Source organism: Streptomyces sp. NPDC059866, assembly GCF_042731325.1.
Lineage (GTDB): Bacteria > Actinomycetota > Actinomycetes > Streptomycetales > Streptomycetaceae > Streptomyces > Streptomyces flavusporus.
Map to the genome: position 1 here is coordinate 249404 of NZ_JBHWJT010000001.1, position 25543 is coordinate 274946.

At 70.6% G+C, this 25543-nt stretch carries 21 protein-coding genes; 8 read left to right on the top strand and 13 right to left on the bottom strand.

Translation table 11 applies throughout. The features are described from left to right. Positions 1-5 precede the first annotated feature (5 nt). Together ACFV7R_RS01185 and ACFV7R_RS01190 are read right to left on the bottom strand one after the other, a co-directional pair. Positions 6-707, bottom strand: coding sequence for a uracil-DNA glycosylase (locus ACFV7R_RS01185; protein ID WP_385258436.1), 702 nt, complete (start codon positions 705-707; stop codon positions 6-8). A gap of 32 nt (positions 708-739) precedes the next feature. Next, a complete protein-coding gene (locus tag ACFV7R_RS01190; RefSeq protein WP_385258439.1) occupies positions 740-2695 on the bottom strand; it encodes a glycoside hydrolase family 5 protein in 1956 nt (651 codons plus the stop codon). Positions 2696-2996: 301 nt separating this feature from the next. Between ACFV7R_RS01190 and ACFV7R_RS01195 the strand changes: the two genes are divergently transcribed. Continuing rightward, entirely contained in the window at positions 2997-3521 is a 525-nt protein-coding gene (locus ACFV7R_RS01195) for an RNA-binding S4 domain-containing protein (protein ID WP_385258886.1), read from the top strand. A gap of 118 nt (positions 3522-3639) precedes the next feature. Here ACFV7R_RS01195 and ACFV7R_RS01200 read toward each other — a convergent pair whose 3' ends face one another. Together ACFV7R_RS01200 and ACFV7R_RS01205 are read right to left on the bottom strand one after the other, a co-directional pair. Then, positions 3640-4098: a DoxX family protein gene (locus ACFV7R_RS01200; protein ID WP_385258441.1), complete on the bottom strand. Its 459-nt coding sequence runs from the start codon at positions 4096-4098 to the stop codon at positions 3640-3642. 124 nt (positions 4099-4222) lie between these two features. Further along, a complete protein-coding gene (locus ACFV7R_RS01205; protein ID WP_385258443.1) occupies positions 4223-4903 on the bottom strand; it encodes a class I SAM-dependent methyltransferase in 681 nt (226 codons plus the stop codon). Between the two features lie 193 nt (positions 4904-5096). Here ACFV7R_RS01205 and ACFV7R_RS01210 point away from each other — a divergent pair, with 193 nt between their 5' ends. Further along, positions 5097-5363: a DUF6343 family protein gene (locus ACFV7R_RS01210; protein ID WP_385258445.1), complete on the top strand. Its 267-nt coding sequence runs from the start codon at positions 5097-5099 to the stop codon at positions 5361-5363. 28 nt (positions 5364-5391) lie between these two features. Here ACFV7R_RS01210 and ACFV7R_RS01215 read toward each other — a convergent pair whose 3' ends face one another. The 4 genes from ACFV7R_RS01215 to rpsA form a co-directional block, all read right to left on the bottom strand. Next, positions 5392-5772 (bottom strand): tetratricopeptide repeat protein, encoded by a 381-nt coding sequence (locus ACFV7R_RS01215; RefSeq protein ID WP_385258448.1) that lies wholly within the window; start codon positions 5770-5772, stop codon positions 5392-5394. 50 nt (positions 5773-5822) lie between these two features. Then, positions 5823-6443, bottom strand: coding sequence for a dephospho-CoA kinase (gene coaE, locus ACFV7R_RS01220; RefSeq protein WP_385258452.1), 621 nt, complete (start codon positions 6441-6443; stop codon positions 5823-5825). A 98-nt stretch (positions 6444-6541) separates the two neighbouring features. Next, a complete protein-coding gene (locus ACFV7R_RS01225) occupies positions 6542-7480 on the bottom strand; it encodes a PAC2 family protein (protein ID WP_385258454.1) in 939 nt (312 codons plus the stop codon). Positions 7481-7794: 314 nt separating this feature from the next. Beyond that, positions 7795-9285 (bottom strand): 30S ribosomal protein S1, encoded by a 1491-nt coding sequence (gene rpsA / locus ACFV7R_RS01230; RefSeq protein WP_129797332.1) that lies wholly within the window; start codon positions 9283-9285, stop codon positions 7795-7797. 294 nt (positions 9286-9579) lie between these two features. Here rpsA and ACFV7R_RS01235 point away from each other — a divergent pair, with 294 nt between their 5' ends. Continuing rightward, positions 9580-10530, top strand: a complete 951-nt coding sequence (locus ACFV7R_RS01235; protein WP_385258457.1) for a class I SAM-dependent methyltransferase — start codon at positions 9580-9582, stop codon at positions 10528-10530. Between the two features lie 49 nt (positions 10531-10579). Continuing rightward, positions 10580-13117, top strand: a complete 2538-nt coding sequence (gene hrpB / locus ACFV7R_RS01240; RefSeq protein ID WP_385258459.1) for an ATP-dependent helicase HrpB — start codon at positions 10580-10582, stop codon at positions 13115-13117. Here hrpB and ACFV7R_RS01245 read toward each other — a convergent pair. From ACFV7R_RS01245 to ACFV7R_RS01255, 3 genes are all read right to left on the bottom strand, one after another. Continuing rightward, positions 13107-14099: a DUF3068 domain-containing protein gene (locus ACFV7R_RS01245; protein ID WP_385258462.1), complete on the bottom strand. Its 993-nt coding sequence runs from the start codon at positions 14097-14099 to the stop codon at positions 13107-13109. The two genes, hrpB and ACFV7R_RS01245, sit on opposite strands and share 11 nt — an antisense overlap. A gap of 21 nt (positions 14100-14120) precedes the next feature. Further along, positions 14121-14255 carry an SPW_0924 family protein gene (locus tag ACFV7R_RS01250; RefSeq protein WP_129797531.1) on the bottom strand — a complete coding sequence of 45 codons (135 nt, stop codon included), beginning with the start codon at positions 14253-14255 and terminating at the stop codon, positions 14121-14123. Between the two features lie 149 nt (positions 14256-14404). Next, entirely contained in the window at positions 14405-16132 is a 1728-nt protein-coding gene (locus ACFV7R_RS01255; RefSeq protein WP_385258466.1) for a lytic transglycosylase domain-containing protein, read from the bottom strand. A gap of 277 nt (positions 16133-16409) precedes the next feature. Between ACFV7R_RS01255 and ACFV7R_RS01260 the strand changes: the two genes are divergently transcribed. After that, positions 16410-17270: a DUF4184 family protein gene (locus ACFV7R_RS01260; RefSeq protein ID WP_385258467.1), complete on the top strand. Its 861-nt coding sequence runs from the start codon at positions 16410-16412 to the stop codon at positions 17268-17270. Here ACFV7R_RS01260 and ACFV7R_RS01265 read toward each other — a convergent pair. Beyond that, positions 17215-17586 carry a hypothetical protein gene (locus tag ACFV7R_RS01265; RefSeq protein ID WP_385258470.1) on the bottom strand — a complete coding sequence of 124 codons (372 nt, stop codon included), beginning with the start codon at positions 17584-17586 and terminating at the stop codon, positions 17215-17217. The two genes, ACFV7R_RS01260 and ACFV7R_RS01265, sit on opposite strands and share 56 nt — an antisense overlap. A 314-nt stretch (positions 17587-17900) precedes the next feature. After that, positions 17901-20627 carry a DNA polymerase I gene (polA, locus tag ACFV7R_RS01270; protein ID WP_385258472.1) on the bottom strand — a complete coding sequence of 909 codons (2727 nt, stop codon included), beginning with the start codon at positions 20625-20627 and terminating at the stop codon, positions 17901-17903. A 167-nt stretch (positions 20628-20794) separates the two neighbouring features. Here polA and ACFV7R_RS01275 point away from each other — a divergent pair, with 167 nt between their 5' ends. The 3 genes from ACFV7R_RS01275 to ACFV7R_RS01285 all read left to right on the top strand — a co-directional run bounded on the left by ACFV7R_RS01275 (position 20795) and on the right by ACFV7R_RS01285 (position 25414). Further along, entirely contained in the window at positions 20795-23074 is a 2280-nt protein-coding gene (locus ACFV7R_RS01275; RefSeq protein ID WP_385258475.1) for an FdhF/YdeP family oxidoreductase, read from the top strand. Positions 23075-23142: 68 nt separating this feature from the next. Beyond that, entirely contained in the window at positions 23143-23631 is a 489-nt protein-coding gene (locus ACFV7R_RS01280; protein ID WP_224738105.1) for a hotdog fold thioesterase, read from the top strand. A 556-nt stretch (positions 23632-24187) separates the two neighbouring features. Continuing rightward, entirely contained in the window at positions 24188-25414 is a 1227-nt protein-coding gene (locus ACFV7R_RS01285; RefSeq protein WP_385258889.1) for a branched-chain amino acid ABC transporter substrate-binding protein, read from the top strand. The last annotated feature ends 129 nt before the right edge of the window (positions 25415-25543 follow it).

The window sequence follows — 25543 nt, forward strand, 5'->3', positions numbered from 1 at the left end:
TCCCGTCAGTTTCGCGCCGCCAGGCCCGCCGTACGCGCCGCTCCACGCAGCACGTCCCGCAGCATCTGAGGAGTGAGGCGCCCGGTGAAGGTGTTGCGCTGGCTGACGTGGAAGCAGCCGAAGAGGTCCAGTCCGTCGAGGGTCACCCGCGCGCCGTGCGCGAAGGCCGGCCGGGGCCGCGGCACCGTCCAGCCCGCCTCCGCGAACGCCGGGAGCGCGGCCTGCCAGCCGAAGGCGCCGAGCACGACCACCGCCCGCAGGGTGGGGCGCAGCAGGTGCAGTTCCTGTACGAGCCAGGGGCGGCAGGTGTCGCGTTCCTCGGGGGTGGGTTTGTTGGCGGGCGGGGCGCAGTGGACGGGGGCGGTGACGCGTACGCCGTAGAGCTCCAGGCCGTCGTCGGCGGTGCGGGAGGTGGGCTGTGAGGCCAGGCCCACGTCGTACAACGCCTCGTACAGCACGTCCCCGGACCGGTCGCCGGTGAACATCCGGCCGGTGCGGTTGCCGCCGTGCGCGGCCGGGGCCAGGCCGACGATCAGCAGCCGGGCGTCCGCCGGGCCGAAGCCCGGGACGGGCCGCCCCCAGTACGTCCAGTCGGCGAAGGCGGCGCGCTTGGTACGGGCCACCTCCTCACGCCAGGCAACCAGCCGCGGGCACGCCCGGCAGCCCGCGATCCGCTGGTCGAGGGCGCAGAGGCTGCCGGTGTCCATGGGTCCACGGTAGATCCGGGTGTGCCGGGCGGTCAGCCCAGCTTGCGGCAGTACAACGCATCCGGCGTCCGTGCCGACCCCACCCGGCCCGTGTACGCGATCCCGGCCGCGTACTCGTCGTCCGCGCACTGCCCCTTGTAGTGACCCTGCGCGAAGTCCCCGCCCTTGGGGGCCGAGCCCCTGTTGTCGCCCCGGTCGAACCAGACCGTACGGCCGCTCGTGCCCAGCCTGCCGGGCGGTACGGACGCACACAGGGCGGCGGAGACGGCGGCGCCGCGGATGCTGTACCCGGTCAGGAACCGACCGTCGGCGCACTGCAGCTTGGTGTAGCCGGACGCCCAGTCCTGGCCGGGTCTGACGTGCCGCTCGTCGACGACTGCTTCGTGTCCGCCGGCCGGGTCCCACAGGGCACCGGCGGACACGTCCGTGCACAGGCCGCGGTTGCCGGTGTGGCTGAGGCCGAGGAGGCGCTGCCCGTCGGGGCAGACGGCCTTGCGGGCGCCGGAGTCCCAGTCGGGGAGCGCGCGCATCCGTCGCGACTGGACGAAGTCGCCGTGGTCGGGGCTGAGCATCGACCACTCCGTCGCGGGGGCGACGTGACCGGTGCGGCCCTGGGCCCCGATCAGCCGGGTCCAGGCGGCGGCCCGCCAGTCGTCGCCGTCATACAGGCCCATACGGTTGCCTGCGGAGTCCCAGTGCAGCAGGGCCCAGCCGTTGCCCTTGCGGTCCTCGTGCCAGCCGACGAGCGGCCAGTACGCGAAGTCGGCGTCGGTACGGATCAGGTGGTCGACGAAGTTCTCGAACCAGGCTCGCTGTTTCACACCGGTCTCGTCCCGGCCGCCGATGCCGAACTCGCTGATCCAGACGGGGGCGGTGAAGTGCTGGTCCTGTTCGGCGGTCACGAACGAGGCCTGGCGGTTCAGTACCTCGATCAGTTCGGCGGGGCTCAGGTCGCGGTAGCGGGGGTCACTGGTCTCCCCCGTTCCGGTCGCTCCGCTGTGGTTCGGGCCGGTGTAGTCGTAGAAGTGGGCGGAGTACACGAGCTTGCCGGAGTCGACGAGGGTGTGCGAGAGGCGGCGTACGGGCTCCAGGGTGGGGCGTTCGTGCGCGAAGCCGTCGACGGGGATGCCCGTCCAGTTGATGCCCTCGACGATGATCAGGAGGCCGGGATTCGCCTCCGTCAGGATGCGGTCGCCGACGCGCTGCGAGGCGGCGAACCAGTCGTGGTTGTCGCCGATCCCCCAGTTGGGGTCGTCCCAGACATTGCGACGCACCTCGTTGTAGAGGTCGGCGCCGACCACGCGCTGGTTGTCCTTGTAGCGGCGGGCCATGAACAGCCAGTCGTTCTCCCATGTCCCGGTGGACTGGCTCGCGTTCCAGCGCTCGTTGCCGTCGACTCCGCAGCACCAGCGGGTGGTGTTGGTGTGGTTGTTGAGGATCACCGCGAGTCCGGCGGCGGTGAGCTCACGGACCACGACGTCGTACACCTCGAGCGGGGTCCTGCCGCGCAGGGAGGGGTTGGCGGCGACGGAATCGTCGGTGACGGGACGGCTGTCGTGGATCATCTCGTTGGAGAAGGGCAGCCGGATGCTGTTGATCCCGAGCTCCTGGAAACCGGCGATGATCTCGGCCATGGGGGCGCGGTCCAGGCCGAGCGGTATCCGGCCGGAGTTCTCGCCGGCGTGGTGGTTGGCGTCCTCGTCCGCGCTTCCCGAACCGTTCCAGGTGCCGCTCGCTCCGTGCCAGTTGCCTGAGCGCAGCTTGAAACGGTCACCGTCGGCGTCGACGATCCAGCGGCCCCGGGTGCTGAGCGGGGGCGTCCAGTCCCCGGCGGCGGCATCGGCCGCGGGTTGGGCGGCGGACTCGGGTTCCTCGGCTGCGCGGGGGGCCTGTGTGGTCGCGGTCTCCTGCGCGACCGCGGGGAAAGGCGCCATCAGGAGTACGGCGGCCAGTGTGGCTCTGACGAGGGATCCGCGCACGGTCACCATCCGAGGACTACGTTGTCATGGCGGCGTCATCATGGTGGATGCCGGGCCATTGGTCCAGACGTACGCCTTGACCGGCGGCAAAAGGCATTCGGACGCGACCGACCCGGAGGGCTAAGGTCGAGACATGGGCTCGGAGCGCACCGGCAGGGACAGAAGTGGCGGCAACGGCCGGAAGGGCACGCATGCCCAGGCCGGTGGAGATCCGCAGACCGGCACGGACACGACGGTCGACCTGGCCCCGCAAGCTGAAGAACCCGAGGGACTGGGTCCGAAGGCCGAAGAACCAGAAGAACCAAAGGCCATGGATCCAGAACCAAAGGCCATGGATCCGAAGATCGCCGCCGCCGTGGCAGCCGCCGAGGCGGCCGGACCGGCGAACGGCGAGACCGTCCGCATCGACAGCTGGATCTGGTCCGTACGGCTGGTCAAGACCCGTTCCCAGGGCGCCACGGCCTGCCGGGGCGGCCATGTGCGCGTGAACGGCGAGCGGGTCAAGCCCGCGCATTCCGTCCGCGTCGGCGACGAGGTGCGTCTGCGGCAGGAGAACCGGGAGCGGATCGTCGTCGTCAAGCGACTGATCCGCAAGCGGGTCGGCGCCCCGGTGGCCGTCCAGTGCTACATCGACAACAGCCCGCCGCCCCCGCCCCGCGAGGCCGTCGCCCCCGCCGGCATCCGCGACCGAGGCACCGGCCGGCCGACCAAGCGGGACCGCCGCGAACTGGAACGCCTACGCGCCCTGGGCGGCCTCGGCGGTCCGGGCGGCTTCAGCGGTCCAGGGACCCCTGGCGGCCGGGGGCGGACGGAAGGCCGTGCCGGAGGACGATGACCGGTCGCCCACTGGACGACCGGCCACCGCCCCGAGGACCTCCCCGGGTGGGGCTCACCGAGTGTCGCCCGCGTCGACCCGTGCGCGCCGTCGGCACGACCGTCCGTGGCCGGAACACTCACCCCCGTCGAAGCACCACCCGCAGCAACTCCCCGTTCTGCCGCCGCCGCGCCCAGGCGATCAGGGTGAGCGGCACGAGCAGGATCAGGGGTGTCGCCGCATACTCGCCGTCGAAGACGGTGAGCTGGACGATGAACGCGCCCACCATCAGCCCGCTCAGCCCGATCGCCGCGACGGACTGCAGCAGCGGCAGCAACAGGCCGACTGCACCGGCCAGTTCAAGCGCACCGATGCTGTACATCCCGACGCTGCCCCAGCCCATGTCGTCGAAGATCTCGGCGGCCGAAGAGTGGCCGATCAGCTTGGGGAGGGCGCTCGCGGTCGCGAAGAAGAGCGCGAGCACGACCTGGAGAGAACGCAGGGCGATACGGGCGCGACGCCCCCGCGCGGTCTCGGACTCGGCGACGACGATGCCGGACGAGGCGACGGAGGCTGCGGAAGCGGTGGACTCGGACATGAGGGTCTCCTGGGGCAGGTGAAGCGGTCCGTGATGCTGTCACCTGGATAGACCCGCCCGCGCTTCGGAACTCATCGCATCCGAGGGAGATCCCTGCGTGCCCTCCCCGCAGCCGCCCCGGCCATCAGCCCGCCGCGACCGCCCTCACCCATATCCGGTCCTCCGTCAGGTACTCGTCCACTCTCAGCCCCGCCTCCGCCAGCGCCTCCTCGAACTCCTCCTTCGTCAGCGGCCGGGCCCGGAACGTCTGGGTCCAGGTCGCGTCGGGGAACTCGTACTCCGCGCGGACCGAGTTCGTGCCGTCCCCGAGCGGTTCCGACGACACGATCCGCAGGGTGAAGCCGGAGGCATCGACCCGCTCGCGCGGTATGTTCGTGTGGTAGTCCTCGCCCTCCCGCTGGATCAGCACGCAGCCGCCGTCCGCCAGGTGGCGGACGCAGGTCCGCAGCAGGCTGTGCCGCACCTCCACGTCCCCCGTGTGCACCAGGAACGATGCGAGCAGGACCGCGTCGAACCTCTCGCCCAGGTCGAGTTCCTCGATCGGGCTGCATATCGTGCGGGCACCGCGGACGCGTACGAGCATGTCGGGAGACTCGTCCACCGCGGTGATCGCGTAGCCGCGCTCCAGCAGCGGGTGCGTCATGCGGCCCACCCCGCAGCCGAGTTCCAGGATGTGCGCGCCCGGGGGTACGGCCGCGGCGATGATGTCCGGCTCGGTGCCGACGGGCAGCCGTGAGTAGAGCTCGACTGCGCAGCCGTCCGGGGTGATGGCTCCGGGGCCCGTCCCGTGGTGTCCTTCTCGCATTTTCAGCTCCATGCCAGTCCAACGGACCGCATCCGCACGCCCGTTCCCGCCCACCTCGGGTTCACCCGTTCGAGTGGCGAAGGCGAGGCAAAGGCGCTGGTCTCATCATGGAAACGACCCTGCGAGTCCCCCGGTCTCCCCCTTGGAGAACGTCCGCACCGAAGAGTACGTTTCAAGAAGGAGTGGTGATCCGATGCGTACGGGCAGTGAACCGGTGACAGCGCGCAGTGCACTGCGTATGCGCTTCTGGCTGAGCGTGTGGGGGCTGCTCTGGACGACCTTCGGGACGGTCGCGTTCGCTCTGGCAGGGCGGCCGGGGTGGGCGATCACCTGCGGTGTGCTCTGGCTGGTGGTCACCATCGATCTTGCCGTGGTCCTCAGGCACATCCGCCAGGGCCCGCACTACCAGCCGGGCCCGGACGTCCCGCCGTACCAGCCGCCGGACGACCGGGCCCCGTAGCGCCTGCTCAGGGGGCGCCGACGCGCTCTCACCCGTCGAACCGGGCCGCCTTCAGATACTGCGGCTTCGGGTCCAGCGCCGCCGCCAGGCGGAAGTGGCGCTTGGCCTGCTCGGGCCGCCCCTGGCGTTCGTACGTCCGGGCGAGCGCGAAGTGGGCGAACGCGTTGTCCGGCTCGCGCTCCAGGACGATGGTGAACTCCAGCTCCGCCGGCCTCAGCTGCGCGGCCGCGAAGAAGGCACGCGCGCGCAAGAGCCGGGCCGCGGTGTTCTCGGGATGCGCGGCGATGACTCCGTCGAGCAGCTTCACCGCACCCCGCGGATCCCGTGCGGCGAGCAGGTGCTCGGCGGCTCGGAAGTCGATGACATGCGTCTCCGGAGTACGTCCGGTCGATCCGCTGGTGTCGGGCACGGCAGAGTCCTTCCCTTACTGACCGGTTTCAACGCCCGGTCGCGGGGCCGCTATTCCTGGTGCGGCTCCTGGGACGTCTGCGCCCTCCGGACGAGATCGGCCCATACGTCCTTCACACGCTGCTGAAGCTCCCCCAGCGGTACGTCGTTGTCGATGACGATGTCCGCGATCTTCAGGCGCTGCTCGCGCGTCGCCTGGGCCGCCATACGCGCGCGTGCGTCTTCCTCCGTCATGCCTCGCAGCTGTACGAGACGGTCGAGCTGGGTCTCGGGGCTCGCGTCGACGACGACCACCAGGTCGTACAGCGGCGCCAGACCGTTCTCGGTGAGCAGGGGGACGTCATGGACGACGACGGCGTCCTCGGCGGCCGCCGCCTCCAGTTCGCGGGAGCGGGCCCCCACCAAGGGGTGCACGATCGAGTTCAGGACGGCGAGCTTGTCCGGGTCGGCGAAGACGATGGAGCCCAGCTTGGGCCGGTCCAGGCTGCCGTCCTCGGCGAGCACGTCCTCGCCGAAGGCCTCGACGACCGCGGCGAGACCGGGCGTGCCCGGCGCGACCACCTCGCGCGCGATGCGGTCCGCGTCGATCAGCACGGCCCCGCACTCGACGAGCAGCCGCGACACCTCACTCTTGCCGGCGCCGATCCCACCGGTCAGACCCACCTTCAGCATGACCGGAAGTTTAGGGTCTGCCAGTGACAACGCACCCAGCCGGTCCGCGACCACCGGGCGGGCGCCCGGGGACCGGCCCGGCCCCCCGGGGGCGAGCCCTAGTTGTCCCCTTCCCGCTCCGCCAGGAACCTCTCGAACTCCCGCCCGATCTCGTCCGCCGACGGGATCTCGGCCGGCTCGGCGAGCATGTTGCCGCGGGTTTCGGCGCCCGCGACGGCGTCGTACTGGTGCTCGAGGCCCTGGACCAGGGCGGTGAGGTCCTCGTCGCCCTCCTGGATCTGCCGGTCGATCTCGGTCTGCGTACGGTAGGCGTCCGTACGCAGGGAGTGCGCGATGCCGGGAAGGACCAGTCCGGTGGCCGCCGTGATGGCCTCCAGGGCGGTGAGCGCCGCATCCGGGTACGGGGAGCGGGCGATGTAGTGCGGGACGTGTGCGGCGACACCCAGGACGTCGTGCCCCGCCTCCATGAGGCGGTACTCGACGAGCGCATCGGCGCTGCCGGGCACCTGGGCCTCGTCGAAGGGGCTGCGGTGGCCCGGTACGAGCTCGGTGCGGTTGCCGTGCGGGGTGATGCCCACGGGGCGGGTGTGCGGGACGCCCATGGGGATGCCGTGGAAGGTCACGGCGAGGCGGACGCCGAGGCGCTCCACGATCTGCTCCACGGCCGCGGCGAACCGTTCCCATTCCACGTCCGGTTCCGGACCGGACAGCAGCAGGAAGGGGGCTCCGGTGGCGTCCTGGACCAGTCGCACGGCGAGTGTGGGCTCGTCGTAGGCCGTCCAGCGGTCGCGCCGGAAGGTCAGCAGCGGGCGACGGGCGCGGTAGTCCACGAGCCGGTCGTGGTCGAAGCGGGCGACGACCTGGTGGGGCAGCGAGTCGAGGAGCCGGTCGACGATCTGGTCGCCGGTCTCGCCCGCGTCGATGTATCCGTCGAAGTGGTAGAGCATGACAAGACCGGCCGACTCCTGGGCGAGCGCCATGTCGACGACGGCCAGCCCCTTCGGCTCCCACGTGTACAAACCCTGCGGATCAAGCACTGTGACCGCTCCTCCTCGTGTTCGTACTGCACAACGCGCGGGCGGGCATGGCCATTCCCGGCCTACGCACTTGATCACCTGAGCCTTACAGCCCGTCAGTTACTGGTGTACCCCGCACGTTTCCGCAACGGCGAGGGCAACGCCGCCCAGGGGCGCGGGGAACTGCGCGACAAGCCACCGACGGCCCGCAGTCGAACGACAACGGACACCCCCCCCAACACGCCAAACACGCCAAACACGCCAAACACGCCAAAGGGGCCGTACCTCGAAAGGTACGGCCCCTTTGTCAAAGGCTAAGCCTCAGCGGCAGCGGTTCAGCTCTGGCCGCCGGCCAGCTTCTCGCGCAGCGCAGCCAGCGCCTCGTCCGAGGCGAGGGCACCGGACTGGTCGCCACCCTCGGAGGAGTACGAACCGCCGGTCGCGGCCGGAGCCGCAGCCTCGCCGCCCTCGGCGGCAGCCGCCGCGTCGGCCTCGCGGGACTTGATGACCTGCTGCTGGTGCTGCTCGAAGCGCTGCTGCGCCTCGGCGTACTGACGCTCCCACTCCTCGCGCTGCTTCTCGTAGCCCTCGAGCCAGTCGTTGGTCTCGGGGTCGAAGCCCTCGGGGTAGATGTAGTTGCCCTGGTCGTCGTAGGACGCGGCCATGCCGTACAGGGTCGGGTCGAACTCGACCGAGGCCGGGTCGGCACCGAAGGACTCGTTGGCCTGCTTCAGCGAGAGGCTGATGCGACGGCGCTCGAGGTCGATGTCGATGACCTTGACGAAGATCTCGTCGTTGACCTGGACGACCTGCTCCGGGATCTCCACGTGGCGCTCGGCCAGCTCGGAGATGTGGACCAGACCCTCGATGCCCTCGTCGACGCGGACGAACGCACCGAACGGAACCAGCTTCGTGACCTTGCCGGGCACGACCTGGCCGATCTGGTGGGTGCGGGCGAACTGCTGCCACGGGTCTTCCTGGGTCGCCTTCAGCGACAGGGAGACACGCTCGCGGTCCATGTCGACGTCGAGGACCTCGACGGTGACCTCCTGGCCGACCTCGACGACCTCGGAGGGGTGGTCGATGTGCTTCCAGGACAGCTCGGAGACGTGAACCAGACCGTCCACGCCACCCAGGTCCACGAAGGCGCCGAAGTTGACGATCGAGGAGACGACGCCGGAACGGACCTGACCCTTCTGGAGGGTCGTGAGGAACGTCTGGCGAACCTCGGACTGGGTCTGCTCCAGCCAGGCGCGACGGGACAGGACCACGTTGTTGCGGTTCTTGTCCAGCTCGATGATCTTGGCCTCGAGCTCCTTGCCCACGTAGGGCTGAAGGTCGCGGACGCGGCGCATCTCGACCAGGGAGGCCGGGAGGAAGCCACGGAGGCCGATGTCGAGGATGAGACCACCCTTGACGACCTCGATGACGGTACCGGTGACGATGCCGTCCTCTTCCTTGATCTTCTCGATGGTGCCCCAGGCACGCTCGTACTGGGCGCGCTTCTTCGAGAGGATCAGGCGGCCTTCCTTGTCCTCCTTCTGGAGGACCAGGGCCTCGATCTCGTCGCCCACGGCGACGACCTCGTTGGGGTCGACGTCGTGCTTGATCGAGAGCTCGCGGCTCGGGATGACACCTTCGGTCTTGTAACCGATGTCGAGCAGGACCTCGTCCCGGTCGACCTTCACGATGACGCCGTCGACGATGTCGCCGTCGTTGAAGTACTTGATCGTCTCGTCGATCGCTGCGAGGAAAGCTTCCTCGTTACCGATGTCGTTGACCGCTACCTGCGGGGTGGTGGCGGTGGTCTCGGTGCTGCTCGTCATGTGGGAAAGGGCTCCGGTACGGACATTGAAGTCGTAGGTACTGCTTACGCCGGGAGCCCGTTTCGCTCTGCAGAAGCCGGACAGCCAAGGAAGCGCCCCACCAGTGACTGATGGTGGCGCCTCGACAACCGAGGGGACATACAACAGATGCGAGCGCAGCCTGCTACGTCTGAGGTGCGCAGGCCCGCAGCGCAACTTGTAGCATACGGGGGCAGCCGGGCATGGTCAATGCGCGAAGCCGCACACCCGGGGCGGATCGCCGCATTCCCGGCACAAAACCTGTCTCTTCAGGCCATGTGGGCCTGGTGCGCCCCTCGTGTGACACCGCCGGGACGGGTTGGACGGAAGAGTACGACGAGGGAGCCGATCATCCAAGAGCCCGAAGCGAGCGAGACGGAAGCCACCCGACGCCACGCGGACGTCACGGAGAGCGCCCGGGCCAACCGGGGCTGGTGGGACCGCAACGCGGACGAGTACCAGGTCGAGCACGGCACGTTCCTCGGCGACGACCGCTTCGTGTGGGGGCCGGAGGGTCTCGAGGAGGTGGAGGCGGAGCTGCTCGGCCCGCCGGAGCAGCTGAAGGACAGGGACGTCCTGGAGATCGGCGCCGGCGCGGCCCAGTGCGCGCGCTGGCTGGCCGCGCAGGGTGCCCGTCCGGTCGCCCTGGACCTCTCCCACCGCCAGCTCCAGCACGCGCTGCGGATCGGCGGATCGTTCCCTCTCGTGTGTGCGGACGCGTCCGCACTCCCCTTCGCGGACGGCTCGTTCGACCTGGCGTGCTCGGCGTACGGTGCGCTTCCGTTCATCGCCGATCCGCGGCTGGTGCTGCGGGAGGTCCGGCGGGTGCTGCGGCCGGGCGGGCGTTTCGTGTTCTCCGTGACGCACCCGATCCGCTGGGCGTTCCCGGACGAACCGGGCCCCGAGGGCCTGAGCGTGTCGGGGTCGTACTTCGACCGCACGCCCTACGTCGAACAGGACGACGAGGGCCGCGCGGTCTACGTCGAGCACCACAGGACGCTCGGCGACCGTGTGCGGGACATCGTGGCGGCGGGTTTCCGGCTGGTGGATCTGGTGGAGCCGGAGTGGCCAGCCTGGAACACCTCCGAGTGGGGCGGCTGGTCGCCGTTGCGGGGGAACCTGATCCCGGGGACGGCGATCTTCGTCTGCGAGCGAAGCGAGACGGGGGTCCCCCCGGCCGAAGTCACCCAGCCATCGGCCGGGGGCGCCCCCAGCGGGAGGGACTGACGCACGCGCGCGTGCAGGGCGTTTCCGGGTACGTACGACACTGGGGTGCGTGATCCGCTACGACGCCCTGGACGCGCTGCCCGTCCGCACTGCTCTGCCCGCCCTGCGCGAGGCCCTGGACGGACACGGCACGGCCGTCCTCGTCGCCCCGCCCGGCACCGGCAAGACGACGCTGGTGCCGCCGACGCTGGCGGGGCTGCTCGGCGAGGGACCGGCACGGCGGGTGGTCGTCGCCGAGCCCCGGCGGATCGCGGCCCGGGCTGCGGCGCGGCGGATGGCGTGGCTGCTGGGCGAGAAGGTCGGCGAGAGCGTCGGCTACACCGTGCGCGGCGAGCGGGTGGTCGGGCGGCACACGCGCGTGGAGGTCGTCACGACCGGTGTGCTGCTCCAGCGGCTCCAGCGGGACCAGGAGCTGAGCGGCGTCGACGTGGTCGTGCTCGACGAGGTTCACGAGCGGCATCTGGACGCGGACACGGTGGCGGCGTTCCTGTGGGACGTACGGGAGGCGCTGCGGCCGGAGCTGCGGCTGGTGGCCGCGTCGGCGACGACCGACGCCGAGGGGTGGGCGCGGCTGCTGGGCGGGGCGCCGGTCGTCGAGGCGGAGGGCGCTGCGCATCCGGTCGAGGTGGTGTGGGCGCCGCCCGGACGTCCGGTGCGGCCGCCGCACGGCATGCGGGTCGATCCGGCGTTGCTGGCGCACGTGGCGTCGGTGGTGCGGCGGGCGCTGGCCGAGCGGTCGGGGGACGTGCTGTGCTTCCTGCCCGGCGTCGGGGAGATCGCCCGCGTCGCCGGGCAGCTGGGCGATCTGGGGGATGTCGACGTGCTCCAGGTGCACGGCCGGGCGCCGACGGCGGTGCAGGACGCGGTGTTGTCGCCCGGGGCGCGGCGCCGGGTGGTGCTCGCGACGGCGGTGGCGGAGTCGTCGCTGACGATTCCCGGCGTGCGCGTGGTCGTCGACTCGGGGCTGGCGCGGGAGCCACGGGTGGACCATGCGCGCGGGCTGAGCGCGCTGACGACGGTGCGGGCCTCGCAGGCGGCGGGACGGCAGCGGGCGGGGCGCGCCGGGCGTGAGGCGCCGGGTGCGGTGTACCGCTGCTGGGCGGAGGCCGAGGACGCGCGGCTGCCGCGTTTTCCGTCGCCGGAGATCCTGCTGGCCGATCTGACGGCGTTCGCGCTGCAGACGGCGTGCTGGGGGGATCCGGACGCGTCCGGGCTGGCATTGCTGGATCCGCCACCGGGTGGGGCGATGGCGGCGGCGCGGGCCGCTCTCGCGGGAGTGGGCGCGGTGGACTCCGCCGGCAGAGCCACGCAGCGGGGTGTGCGGCTGGCTCGGCTGGGGTTGCATCCCCGGTTGGGGCGGGCGCTGCTGGACGCGGGTCCCTTCGGTGCGGTCGCCGAGGTTGTGGCCCTGCTCAGCGAGGAGGCGCCGCGGGAGTACGGGGATGATCTCGCCGGTGCGCTGCGGACCGCCCGGCGTGGGGGTGACGCCTATGCAGGGCGGTGGCGGGCGGAAGTCCGGCGGCTGCGGACCGTCGTCGGGGAGTCTTCACCCCCGCCCACCCGTGACTCTCTCCCGGTGGAGGTGAACGTCGAGGCCGACCGCGCGAACGTCAGTGAGGACCGTCTGGCCGGACTCGTTGCCGCGCTTGCCTTCCCTGAGCGTGTCGCCAAGGCCGACGGCGGTTCGTATCTCATGGTCTCCGGGACACGGGCCGAGGTGGCTGAGGGGAGCGGCCTGCGTGGTGCGCCCTGGATCGCTGTCGCTGCGGCTGATCGCCCCGTCGGGAAACGGCACGCGCGCGTGCAGGTCGGGGCCGTCGTCGACGAGGACATCGCGCGGCAGGCGGCCGGCGCACTGCTCGACGAGCGGGACGAGGTCCACTGGGCCGGCGGGGACGTCGTAGCGCGGCGTGTCGAGCGGCTGGGGGCCGTCGAACTGGCCTCGCGGCCGCTTGCCGACGCCGATCCCGTGCTCGTACGCGACGCGCTCCTCGAAGGCCTACGGCGAGAAGGGCTCGGCCTGTTGCGCTGGTCCGCCGAGGCGGGCGTACTGCGGCAGCGGCTCGCCTTTCTGTACCTGCACCTCGGCGAGCCCTGGCCCGATGTCTCCGACGACGCGCTCCACGCACGCGTGGACGAGTGGTTGGAGCCCGAGCTGAGCCGGGCCCGGCGGCGGGCCGACCTCTCGCGGATCGACGCCGGGGAGGCGCTCGCCCGGCTGTTGCCGTGGGCCTCCGGGGAGGCCGGGCGGCTCGACGAGCTGGCCCCGGAACGGATCACCGTACCCAGTGGGTCCAGAATCCGGATCGACTACGGCAACCCCGAACAGCCCGTCCTCGCCGTGAAGTTGCAGGAGATGTTCGGGCTGCACGAGTCGCCCTCGGTCGCCGGGGTGCCGCTCCTGGTCCATCTGCTCTCCCCCGCCGGGCGCCCCGCCGCCGTCACCGCCGACCTCGCCTCCTTCTGGAAGGACGGCTACCACGGCGTACGGGCGGAGCTGCGCGGCCGCTATCCCAAGCATCCGTGGCCCGAGGACCCCGTCACCGCCGAGCCGACCCGGCACACCAACGCCCGGCTCAGGCGGTGACCGGTTCGGGTTCGGTGTTCTTCGTCGGCTCCGGGTCGCCGGGGCGGCGGCTGCGTGCCTCCAGGTAGAGGGAGAGCGACAGGAGCAGCACGCCGAGGGTCAGGAAACCCCAAGGCAGATACGACGTCATCAGCAGGACCAGCGTGCGGTTGGACTTGACCAGGTTCACGGTGTGGTCGATGTAGTCCTCGCGCATCTTCACGTGGCCGGCGAACGCGGTGACCTTGTCCCGGTCGCCGAGCAGGGTGCCGCCGCGCAGTTCCTCCTTGTGGATCTCCTCGCCGTAGACGGGGGCGCCGGTCAGCGGTTCGACCCAGAACTTGCGGACCGTGGTGTACCAGCGGGTCGTGCCCGTCTCGGCGACGGACTCGGGGGTGATTCCCTCGACGGGCATGGCCTTGGGGAAGGCGACCTTCGTCCAGGGGATGGTCTGCTCGAAGTAGTAGACCTCGACGCCGCGGAAGTTCTGGGTGCCCTTGTAGTGGATCGGGGCCGTGATGCGGGCCTGTGCGTCGAAGTACTCGTAGTCCCTCTTCTCGGTGAGGAAGGGCCATTTGAACTCGATGCCCTCGCGTTTCACGCGATCACCGTCGACCATCTCGCCCGTGGCGTGGACGGGTTCCTGGGTGTGGGCGTCGAAGATGTACCGCTCGGGGATCTTGGAGACCATCTTGCCGTCGTGGCCCTGGACGTAGGACAGGCCGTCCCAGACCACGACATCCCGGTCCGCCGTCTTCTCGATCCGTTCGGAGGCCTCCACGTTGCCCTTGAGGGTCTGGACGATGGTCACTTTGTCGACCTTGCGAGCCGTCATCGTGCCGTAGTCGAGAAGGGTGGCGTCCTCGGCCTCCAGGACCATGTCCTGGTACTGGCTCGGCGGGATCTTGGCCAGGCGCGGGAAGGCGTACCAGCGCAGCAGCGGGGACAGCGCCGCGAAGAACACGGCGAGGGCGAGCAGGATCAGACCGGCCTTGCGGCGCATCTCGGCCTCCCTCCCGGGCGGTTACGGGTGCGACGGCACCGTCGTCAGCAGCGGCTTGGGTGATGTCTTGCCCGTCGGGGAGCCGAGCGCCGTGATCGTGAGGACCAGGGCGAACGCGAGGGCGAGACCGGCCGCGGCGGCGATCAGGGCGCGCATACGGGCCTCCCGGGGCGTCGGTACGGACGGGGCCTGATACTTCGTCAGGTCCGGCACCGTAGCAACGCACGCGCGAGATGAGAACACGTTGCACACATGACGAGGGCGCCCCGCCGCCGAAGCCGAGGGGCGCCCTGGTTGCCGTGTGCCTACGCCGAGGGCGAGGGCGAGGCGTCGGCGGATGTGCTTGCCGTCGGGCTCGGGGAGGGCGCCGCCGTCACGGTCAGCTCGACCGTCAGCACCGCGCCGCCCGTGGTGGTGATACGCAGCAGATACGTGCCTGCGGTGTCGTCCGCGTACAGCTTGGGCAGCGTCAGCAGGCCGTCCGCGTCCGTCTCGAGACCTGTCAGGGTCCGTACGGCGGTGCCGTCGGCGTCCTTGAAGTAGGGGCCCTTGTCGTTCGTGGTCGGGTCGTCCGCCGACTTGATCAGTGTCGCGGTGGCCGCGACACCGTCCGCGGCGGCGCCCTTGTACGTCGCCTTCACCTGGACCTGGTTCGCGAACTCGCCGCCCGCCACGCAGGTCAGCGCCTCGTCGCCGGTGCGGGCCAGGCTGTCGGCGGCGCGGGCGGTGACGGTGGCGGTGTAGCCGACGCCGGGAATCGAGCGGCCCACGACGGAGGCCCGGACGGTGAAGTCGCCGGTCTTCTCGCCCGCCTGCAGTGCCGGAGCGAGGGCCACACCGGACGTGCCGGTGACCATCGTGGCCACCTTCTCACCGCCGGTGAAGGTGGTGTCGGTGTCGCCGACGATCGAGAACCGGATCCGCACCTTGGCGACGCCCTTGCCGGCCTCGGTCTCGGCGCGGGCGCTGATCCGCTCGCCGAAGGTGTCGCCCGCCATGGCGGTCAGCTGCGCCGTGCCCGCGTCCTCGAGGTGGTCCACCGTGTCGGTGGGGGTCGGCGGGGTGCTGGGTGGGGTGCTCGGCGGGGTCGAAGGGGGAGGCGTCGGGCTGGTGGAACCGCCGCCGGAGGGCGGCTCCGGCGTCGGCGACTGGGTCCCCGGCTTCTTGGTCGGCGGCTTCGGCGAGGGGCTCGACCCGGCGGGCTCGTCGCTGCGGTCGGAGGGGAGCTGGCCGGTGCCGTCCGGGACCTCATGGGTGCCCTTGCGGTAGTACTCCAGCCACGACAGGACGGTGTTGAGGTAGTCCGTCGAGTTGTTGTAGCTGAGGATCGCGCTGTTGAGGTCGGAGTCGGTCGACAGGTCCCAGCCGAAGCGGCACAGGTAGTGGCCGGCCGCGAGGGCGGCGTCGTAGATGTTGTTGGGGTCCTTCAGGCCGTCGTCGTTGCCGTCGCGGCCGGCCCACGCCCAGGTCGACGGGATGAACTGCATGGGGCCCACGGCCCGGTCGTACGCCGAGTCGCCGTCGTAGCGGCCGTTGTCGGTGTCGCTGATGTTCGCGAAGCCGTTGCCGTTCAGCTGGGGGCCGAGGATGGCGGTGATCGTGGTGCCGTTCGCGTCGACGTTGCCGCCGCGCGCCTGGCCCGACTCGACCTTGCCGATGGCGGCGAGGAGCTCCCAGGGCAGGTTGCAGCCGGGCTTCGACGCGCGCAGCTCGTCCGCGGCCTTCTTGTAGGCGTCCAGGACGGTCGCCGGTATGCCGGCGGCCGCGTCGCCCGTGATCGGATCCGCCGTGGCGCTGGGTGAGGGGGTGGGGCTGTCCAGCGGCGGCAGGTCCGTGTAGTACGGCGAGTTGCCGGTCGCGCTGTCCCCGGCAGGCGCGTCGGGTGAGGGCTGGGTGCCGGTGGCGGACTGTCTGCCGGAGTCGTCGGTCACCAGTCCCGGGCCCTGGGACGCGGCCAGCGCCGCGACCGCCACCGCGGCCACGGTGGTGTTCATCGCCCCCTTGCGCAGCCTCCTGCCGAATTGCGCCGCCATGAAGTGAACCCCTCCCATGGGCGTCCGGGCGCCCGCCGCTGTCTGCCCTGTCGCGATGTCCTGTTCGCGACGTTCCGTATCAGGTGTCCTGTGGCATTGTTCTGTTGGCGGTACGACGTGCTCCCCGGCACGTCAACCCAGGCGACCCTACGACAACTTCCTGCGCACGGGCACCCGTTCGTGCCCGATTTTCACCGCTTGGCCATACGCTGTTGGGCCGTCGGCCGCGCCTGGGGTCCCGCATACTGGACGTCAGCGTCCGTCATGGGGAGCACTGTTGCCGTTCACTCTGAGTCATGCGGCAGCCGTACTGCCCGCGGTACGCACCGATGGCACCGGCCGTGGCCCGCTGGTGCCGTCCGTCCTTGTGGCAGGCTCCTTTGCGCCCGACATGACCTATTACGCGGCGAGTGTGCTGTCCGGTGCCATGGAGTTCGGCGAGGTGACGCACTCCTTCCCGGGCGTGTTGACGGTCGATGTGCTGGTCGCCTGGGTGCTGGTGGGGCTGTGGCTGCTGGTCCGCGAACCGCTGGTGGCTCTGCTGCCGCGGGGGTGGCAGCCACGGGTGGCCACGCTCCTGCGTTGCGGGGCGCCACGCGCGCGCGTGCGGCCGGTTTCGGTGATGTGGTGGTACGTGTCCGCGGCGCTCGGAGCGCTCACGCATGTCGTGTGGGACGCGTTCACCCATCTCGACCGGTGGGGGATGCGGCTGTTTCCCGTCCTGGGGCAGGAGGTGGGGGGGTCACCGCTGTACTGGTACCTGCAGTACGGGGGTTCGGCTGTGGCCGCGGCCGTCATCGCCGTGTTCGTGGCCGGCGCGCTGCGGCGCGTGTCCGCGGCCGAGCCGGTGGGCGTGCCCTCGCTGTCGGTACGGGACCGCTGGTGGGCCGGTGCCGTGATCGGCGGCTGCGCGCTGGTCGCGGCAGTGCACCGGGCGGCACGGTGGTGGCAGTACTGGGGATCCGTCGCCAAGCCGTGGGAACTGATTCCGACGCTGTGCTTCGGAGCCGGGGCGGGACTCGTCCTGGGGGTGCTGCTGTACGCCGTGGGGGTGCGGCTCCGGCGGCCGGCTCGGGTCGCCCCTAGTGATTCCAGAGGGGCCGGCAGGGAGCGGGACCGGAGCCGTCAGGAGGCTTGATGGCTGGGACGGTGGGGAGGGCCGCGGTGAACACGGTGAGTGTGTGCGCCGGGCGCGGCGACCGGGGCAGCCGGGCGAGGAGCAGGGCCAGGTAGCCGCGGGCCAGGTCGGCCCACAGGCGCCAGACGGCGGTGTCCCGGACGCGCACGACGGCGGGTTTCCGGAATTCCCGGTGAGCGAGGCGGCGGCGTAGCTCCGCGGCGGCGTGTCTCAGAGCCGTCACCGGGTCGGTGGGGATGCGGGCGGTGCTTGCGCCGACCGCGTGGGGCGGAGCCGGCGGGATCGCCGTCCGGCGGTTGAGCATGCGTATACCCATGGCCGCATCTTGACGGGCGGGGGCGGCCGGGGGCTTTTCCGCGGGGGCCACGCGGGTGACGGGTCCCTCCGGGGGTGGGGCCGGGGGCCTCGCGTTTGCCTGGTTGCGGTGGGTCTTGGGGCTGCGGGTGGTCCGTGGCTGGTCGCTCCCCCACTCTCGGCTTCGCTCGCGGGGGCCCCATCGCGGCGGAGCCGCATATCGACGCAGCCCCGCGCCCCTGAGGGCGCTGCAGTCCCGCCCCGCAAAGCGCCACGGGATGCCGGGCCGGGTTGGGAACCTGACCCGGCATCGAGACGTGGCCCGCCCTGCGGCGGCTAGTGCGCTGCCGACTCCCAGTCGGGGCCCACGCCCACCGAGACGTCCAGGGGGGCCCTGAGGTGGACGGCGTCGGCCATTTCGCGGCGGACGATCTCCTCGGCCGCCGTTCGCTCGCCGGGGGCGATCTCCAGGACGATTTCGTCGTGGACCTGGAGGAGCATGCGGGACTTGAGGTCCGCCTCCCGCAGGGCCCGGTCCACGTTCAGCATGGCGATCTTGACGATGTCCGCCGCCGTGCCCTGGATGGGTGCGTTGAGGGCCATGCGCTCGGCCGCCTCGCGGCGCTGGCGGTTGTCGCTGTTGAGGTCGGGGAGGTAGCGGCGGCGCCCGAAGAGCGTCGCCGTGTAGCCCGTCGCCCGTGCCTCGTCGACCGCCCGGCGCAGATAGTCCCGTACGCCGCCGAAGCGCTCGAAGTACGCGTCCATCAGGGTGCGGGCCTCGGCCGCCTCGATGTTCAGCTGCTGGGACAGGCCGAACGCCGACAGCCCGTACGCCAGGCCGTACGACATCGCCTTGATCTTGCGGCGCATCTCGGCGTCCACCGCGGAGGGGGCGACGGCGAACACCTGCGCGGCAGCCGTGGTGTGCAGGTCCTCGCCGGACGTGAACGCCTCGATCAGACCCGCGTCTTCGGAGAGGTGGGCCATGACGCGCAGCTCGATCTGGCTGTAGTCCGCCGTCATCAGCGACTCGAAGCCCTCGCCGACCACGAAGCCACGGCGGATCGCCCGGCCCTCGTCGGTGCGGACCGGGATGTTCTGCAGGTTCGGGTCCGTGGAGGACAGGCGGCCGGTGGCGGCGACGGTCTGGTTGAAGGTGGTGTGGATACGGCCGTCCGTCGCGACGGTCTTGATCAGGCCCTCGACGGTGACCCGCAGCTTCGCCTGCTCGCGGTGGCGGAGCATGATCACGGGCAGTTCGTTGTCGGTCTGGGTGGCCAGCCACGCCAGGGCGTCGGCGTCGGTGGTGTAGCCGGTCTTGGTCTTCTTGGTCTTCGGCAGGGCCAGCTCGCCGAAGAGGACTTCCTGCAGCTGCTTGGGCGAGCCCAGGTTGAACTCGTGCCCGGCGGCCGCATGGGCCTCCTTCACGGCCTGCTGCACGGCACCGGCGAACATCTGCTCCATGGCTTCCAGGTGGGCGCGGTCCGCCGCGATGCCGTGCCGCTCCATCCGGGCCAGCAGCGCCGACGTGGGCAGCTCCACATCCCGCAGCAGATCTGCTGCGCCCACCTCCTGCAGCCGGCCCTCGAAGGCCTGGCCCAGGTCGAGGACGGCGCGGGCCTGGACCATCAGTGCCTCGGCCTCGGCGCCGTCGTCCGCGCCGAAGGCCAGCTGTCCGTCGGCCGCGGCGGCGGGCGCAAGCTCCCGGTGCAGGTACTCCAGGGACAGCGCGTCCAGGTCGAAGGAACGGCGGCCGGGCTTGACCAGATAGGCGGCGAGCGCGGTGTCCATGGTGACGCCGGCGACGGTCCAGCCGTGCTCGGCGAAGACCCGCATCGCGCCCTTGGCGTTGTGGAAGACCTTGGGCCGGGCGGCGTCGGCCAGCCAGGCCGCGAACGCCTTCTCGTCGGCCTCGTCCAGCTGGGACGGGTCGAACCAGGCGGCCGGTTCCGACAGTGTGGCGAGCGCGACCTCGGCGACCGAGCCCGTGCCGAGCGCCCACGTGTCCACCGTGGCGACGCCCAGGGGGCCTGCGCCGTGCTCGGCGAGCCAGGGCGCCAGCTCGCCCGTGCCCAGCACCGTGCCGTCCAGTTCCACGCCGTCGGCCACGACGGGGGTGACCTCGGCCTCCTCGGCGCCCGGGTCGACGCCGAAGAGCCGTTCGCGCAGCGAGGGGTTCCTGATCTCCAGGGTGTCCAGCACCATGGAGACAGCCTTGCGGTCGTACGGCGCGCGGGCCAGGTCGGCGACCGTCCTGGGCAGTTCCACCTGGCGCTCCAGCTCGGTGAGTCGGCGGTTCAGCTTCACCGCCTCCAGGTGGTCGCGAAGGTTCTGCCCGGCCTTGCCCTTGACCTCGTCGACGCGCTCCACCAGGTCGGCGAACGAGCCGAACTGGTTGATCCACTTCGCGGCCGTCTTCTCGCCGACCCCCGGGATGCCCGGCAGGTTGTCCGACGGGTCGCCGCGCAGGGCAGCGAAGTCGGGGTACTGCGCGGGCGTCAGTCCGTACTTCTCGAAGACCTTCTCCGGCGTGAACCGGGTCAGCTCCGAGACGCCCTTCGTGGGGTAGAGCACCGTGGTGTGCTCGGAGACCAGCTGGAAGGAGTCACGGTCGCCGGTGACGATCAGCACCTCGAAGCCCTCGGCCTCGGCCTGCGTGGCGAGCGTGGCGATCACGTCGTCCGCCTCGTACCCCTCGACCGCGAAACGCTGGGCGTGCATCGCGTCGAGCAGCTCGCCGATCAGCTCCACCTGGCCCTTGAACTCGTCCGGCGTCTTGGAGCGGTTCGCCTTGTACTCCGTGAACTCCTGGGAGCGCCAGGTCTTGCGGGAGACGTCGAAGGCCACCGCGAAGTGCGTGGGCGCCTCGTCGCGGAGCGTGTTGGCCAGCATCGACGCGAAGCCGTAGATCGCGTTCGTCGGCTGGCCCGTCGCGGTCGTGAAGTTCTCCGCGGGCAGCGCGAAGAACGCGCGGTAGGCCAGCGAGTGCCCGTCCATGAGCATCAGGCGCGGACGGGTACCGCCGGGGCTGTTGTCGGTCTTCTTCGATGCTGTCTCTGCCACGCCCCTGATCCTGCCACGACCCACTGACAGTCAGCCCCGGGCGCCGTCCACGCTCCTCGGCGCAGGCATTGCTCACGCCCTCCGCACGACCGCACCGTCAACGTTGTCACCAGCGCGTGCGAGGATCGGAGACGTATCTCACACACGCACTCGAAGGAGAGCGGTCGATGGCAACGAAGCCGCCCAACGCCGACCCGGTTCAGGACGCGCCCGACGTCGCCGAGCCGCAGCACGCGGCGGCCGGGCTGCCGGCCATCGGGCACACCCTGCGCGTCGCCCAGAAGCAGATGGGCGTGAAGCGCACCGCGCTGACGCTGCTGCGGGTGAACCAGAAGGACGGCTTCGACTGCCCCGGCTGCGCCTGGCCGGAGCCCGATCACCGGCACAAGGCGGAGTTCTGTGAGAACGGCGCGAAGGCGGTCGCAGAGGAGGCCACCCTGCGCCGGGTCACCCCGGAGTTCTTCGCCGCGCACCCGGTCGCCGACCTCGCCAGCCGCAGCGGCTACTGGCTCGGCCAGCAGGGGCGGCTCACGCACCCCATGTATCTGCCCGAGGGCGGCGAGCGCTACGAGCCGGTCACCTGGGAGCGCGCCTTCGATCTCATCGCCGAGGAGATCACCGCGCTCGGCTCCCCCGACGAGGCCGTCTTCTACACCTCGGGGCGTACGAGCAACGAGGCAGCGTTCCTCTACCAGCTCTTCGCGCGCGAGCTCGGCACGAACAACCTGCCCGACTGCTCGAACATGTGCCACGAGTCGTCCGGCTCCGCGCTGTCCGAGACGATCGGCATCGGCAAGGGCAGTGTCCTGCTGGAGGACCTCCACAAGGCCGACCTGATCATCGTCGCCGGCCAGAACCCCGGCACGAACCACCCGCGGATGCTGTCCGCGCTGGAGAAGGCCAAGGCGGGCGGCGCGAAGATCATCAGCGTCAATCCGCTGCCCGAGGCCGGCCTGGAGCGCTTCAAGAACCCGCAGACCCCGAAGGGGCTGACCGCCGGGGCCTCGCTCACCGATCTGTTCCTGCAGATCCGCATCGGCGGCGACCAGTCCCTCTTCCGTCTCCTCAACAAGCTCGTCCTCGAGACCGAGGGCGCCGTCGACGAGGACTTCGTGCGCGAGCACACGCACGGCTACGAGGAGTTCGCGGCGGCCGCCCGCGCGGCCGACTGGGACGAGACGCTCACCGCGACGGGCCTCACGCGCGCGGAGATCGAACAGGCCCTGCGGATGGTCCTCGCCTCCGAGCGCACCATCGTCTGCTGGGCGATGGGCCTCACCCAGCACAAGCACTCCGTGCCGACCATCCGCGAGGTGGTCAACTTCCTCCTCCTGCGCGGCAACATCGGCCGGCCCGGCGCGGGCGTGTGCCCGGTGCGCGGCCACTCGAACGTGCAGGGCGACCGCACCATGGGCATCTTCGAACGGCCGGCAACCGCCTTCCTGGACGCCCTGGAGAAGGAGTTCGGCTTCGCGCCCCCGCGGGAGCACGGCTACGACGTCGTACGCGCCATCCGCGCCCTGCGGGACGGCGAGGCGAAGGTCTTCTTCGCGATGGGCGGCAACTTCGTCTCCGCGTCTCCCGACACGGAGGTCACCGAGGCGGCGATGCGACGCGCCCGGCTCACCGTGCACGTGTCGACGAAGCTCAACCGCAGCCACGTCATCACCGGCGCACGAGCACTCATCCTGCCCACCCTGGGCCGCACCGAGCGCGATCTTCAGGGCAGCGGCGAGCAGTTCGTGACCGTCGAGGATTCCATGGGCATGGTGCACGCCTCCCGCGGCCGGCTGCAGCCCGCGAGCCCGCACCTGCTGTCCGAGCCGGCGATCGTCTGCCGTATGGCACGCCGCGTGCTCGGCGAGAACAGCACGGTGCCGTGGGAGGAGTTCGAGAAGGACTACGCCACCGTCCGTGACCGCATCGCGCGTGTGATCCCCGGCTTCGAGGACTTCAACGCGCGCGTGGCCCGGCCCGGCGGCTTCACGCTCCCCCACGCCCCGCGCGACGAGCGCCGCTTCCCCACGGCCACCGGCAAGGCCAACTTCACCGCGGCGCCCGTGGAGTACCCGAGGCTGCCCCAGGGCCGGCTGCTGCTGCAGACGCTGCGTTCGCACGACCAGTACAACACCACGATCTACGGCCTCGACGACCGCTACCGGGGCATCAGGAACGGCCGCCGGATCGTCCTCGTCAACCCCGAGGACGCGCGGGAGCTCAAGGTCGCGGACGGGTCGTACGTCGACCTGGTCAGCGAGTGGACGGACGGCGTCGAGCGGCGCGCGCCCGGCTTCCGGGTCGTGCACTACCCCACGGCACGGGGCTGTGCGGCCGCCTACTACCCGGAGACCAACGTCCTCGTCCCGCTGGACGCCACCGCCGACGTCAGCAACACCCCGGCCAGCAAGTCCGTCGTCGTCCGTCTGGAACAATCTGCGACCGACTGAGCGTTTGCTCAGCCGGATGCGTTCCCAGACGCGTTCGACGAGAAGACGACGAAACGGAGCCCGGCCCCATGGGTGAGCAGCAGACCGTGAAGTTCCCGCAACAGGTCATCGACGAGTACGCGGCGCTCGGCGTCGACCTGCCCGCCCTGTTCTCCGCCGGACACCTCGGCACCCGCATGGGCGTGCAGATCGTGGAGGCCTCCGCGGACCGCGTCGTCGGCACGATGCCGGTCGAGGGCAACACCCAGCCGTACGGGCTGCTGCACGGCGGCGCGTCCGCGGTGCTCGCCGAGACCCTCGGCTCGGTCGGCTCCATGCTGCACGGCGGCACCTCCAAGATCGCCGTGGGCGTCGACCTGAACTGCACCCACCACCGCGGGGTGCGCTCCGGCCTGGTCACCGGCGTGGCCACGCCCGTGCACCGCGGCCGGTCCACGGCGACGTACGAGATCGTGATCAGCGACGAGCAGGACCGACGCGTGTGCACCGCCCGCCTGACCTGCCTGCTGCGGGACGTGAACCCGGGCGACGGGGAGCACGTGCGCGCGGCGGGGTGATCCGGACACCGGGCCGGGCTCGCAGGGTGGTTGACCCGCATCAGTCGCACCGCACCTCAGCCAGGACGGCGGGGCCCCGCGGTCCGGCCCCGCACGTCGCTTTTGCGGAAAAGTGCCGCGGAACGACGCGTTCTTTTTCCCATCTGTAACTCTACGTAATACGCGCGCAATTGAGGGCTGCACTTTCAGCCGGGATCCAGCGCAGGGGCGACGCCCCACAAGCAACACCAGGTAGCCTGCAGCAACCACTCCCCGCCATTACCAAAACCAAAAACACTGCTGATCACAGCAGGCGAATCCTGCGAGTCTCAACATGCGGACAGGGCGAATCGGTTGGAATTCCGCGCTTCCACCCGCCTAGTACCGCTCTGCATTACGTCGTGTCATAACAAGAGCGTCACAGCCTTGGCCAGACACTCCTCCATGGTTCCCGCACACGCTTAGAGTCACGGCCAGTCACCGCTCCAACGGGAGTTCGGTACCAGCGCAGCACCCGCTATCCCCCCGCAGGGGGTGGCCGAGCCTGCCGAAAGGACTGATTGTGCGACAGCGTTCTTTGGTGATCCTTACCTCCGTCCTCACGACCGGAGCTCTGACGCTCACCGCCTGCGGCTCCCGAGACGACAACGGCGGCGGCGACAGCGGCGGCGGGGACACCACCACCCTGACCATCGGCGTGGACGCCCCGCTGTCCGGCGAGAACTCCCAGACCGGCCTCGGTATCCAGTACGGCGCCCAGATCGCCGTCGACGACGCCAACGAGAAGAACCTGGTCCCCGGCGTCAAGTTCAAGATCAAGGCCCTGGACGACAAGGCGCAGCCCGCCACCGGCCAGTCCAACGCCACCGACCTGACCGGTGACCAGAGCGTCGTCGGCGCCGTCGGCCCGCTGAACTCCGGTGTCGCCCAGTCGATGCTGCAGGTGTTCTCCGCGGCCAACATGGTCCAGATCTCCCCGGCCAACACCAACCCGGAGCTGACCCAGGGCAAGAACTGGCAGACGGACAAGAAGCGGCCGTACAAGACCTACTTCCGCACCTCCACCACCGACGAACTGCAGGGCAGCTTCGCCGCCGACTACGCCTTCAACGGCCTCAAGAAGAAGGACGCCTTCGTCGTCGACGACAAGCAGACGTACGGCGCCGGCCTGGCGAAGATCTTCAACGAGCAGTACGAGAATCTCGGCGGCAAGGTGGTCGGCACCGACCACGTCAACACCGGTGACAAGGACTTCGGTTCGCTCGTCACCAAGATCAAGAACTCCAAGGCCGACCTGCTCTACTACGGCGGCCAGTACGACGAGGCCCAGCTGATCACCAAGCAGCTCAAGGACGCCGGGGTCAAGATCCCGCTGTTCGCCGGTGACGGCACGTTCTCCACCACCTACATCGAGACCGCCGGCGCGGCCGCCGAGGGCGACCTCGTCACCGCCATCGGCGTCCCCGCGGACACCCTGCCCGCCGCCAAGGACTTCATCGCCGAGTACAAGGCAAAGGGCTACAAGGGCGACTACGGCGCCTACGGCACCTACGCCTACGACGCCACCACCGCCATCATCAACGCCGTCAAGGCCGCCGTGGACGCCAACGACGGCAAGCTGCCCGAGATGAACGAGCTGCGTCCGAAGGTCGTCGACGAGGTCCAGAAGTCCGACTTCGAAGGCCTCACTGGCAAGGTCTCCTTCGACGAGTACGGCGACACCACCAACAAGCAGCTGACGGTCTACCAGGTCGAAAAGGGCGAGTGGAAGGCCGTCAAGACCGGCACCGCCGACCTCGGCTGACCCAGGCCCCCCAAGCACGCCACACGGGCCGCGCGGAAGGAGGACCCCGACCGCGCGGCCCGTTTCCACACCCAGACCACCCCCCGGCACGCAACCAGTGCACACGACCACCAGCGACATGGAGGCCAC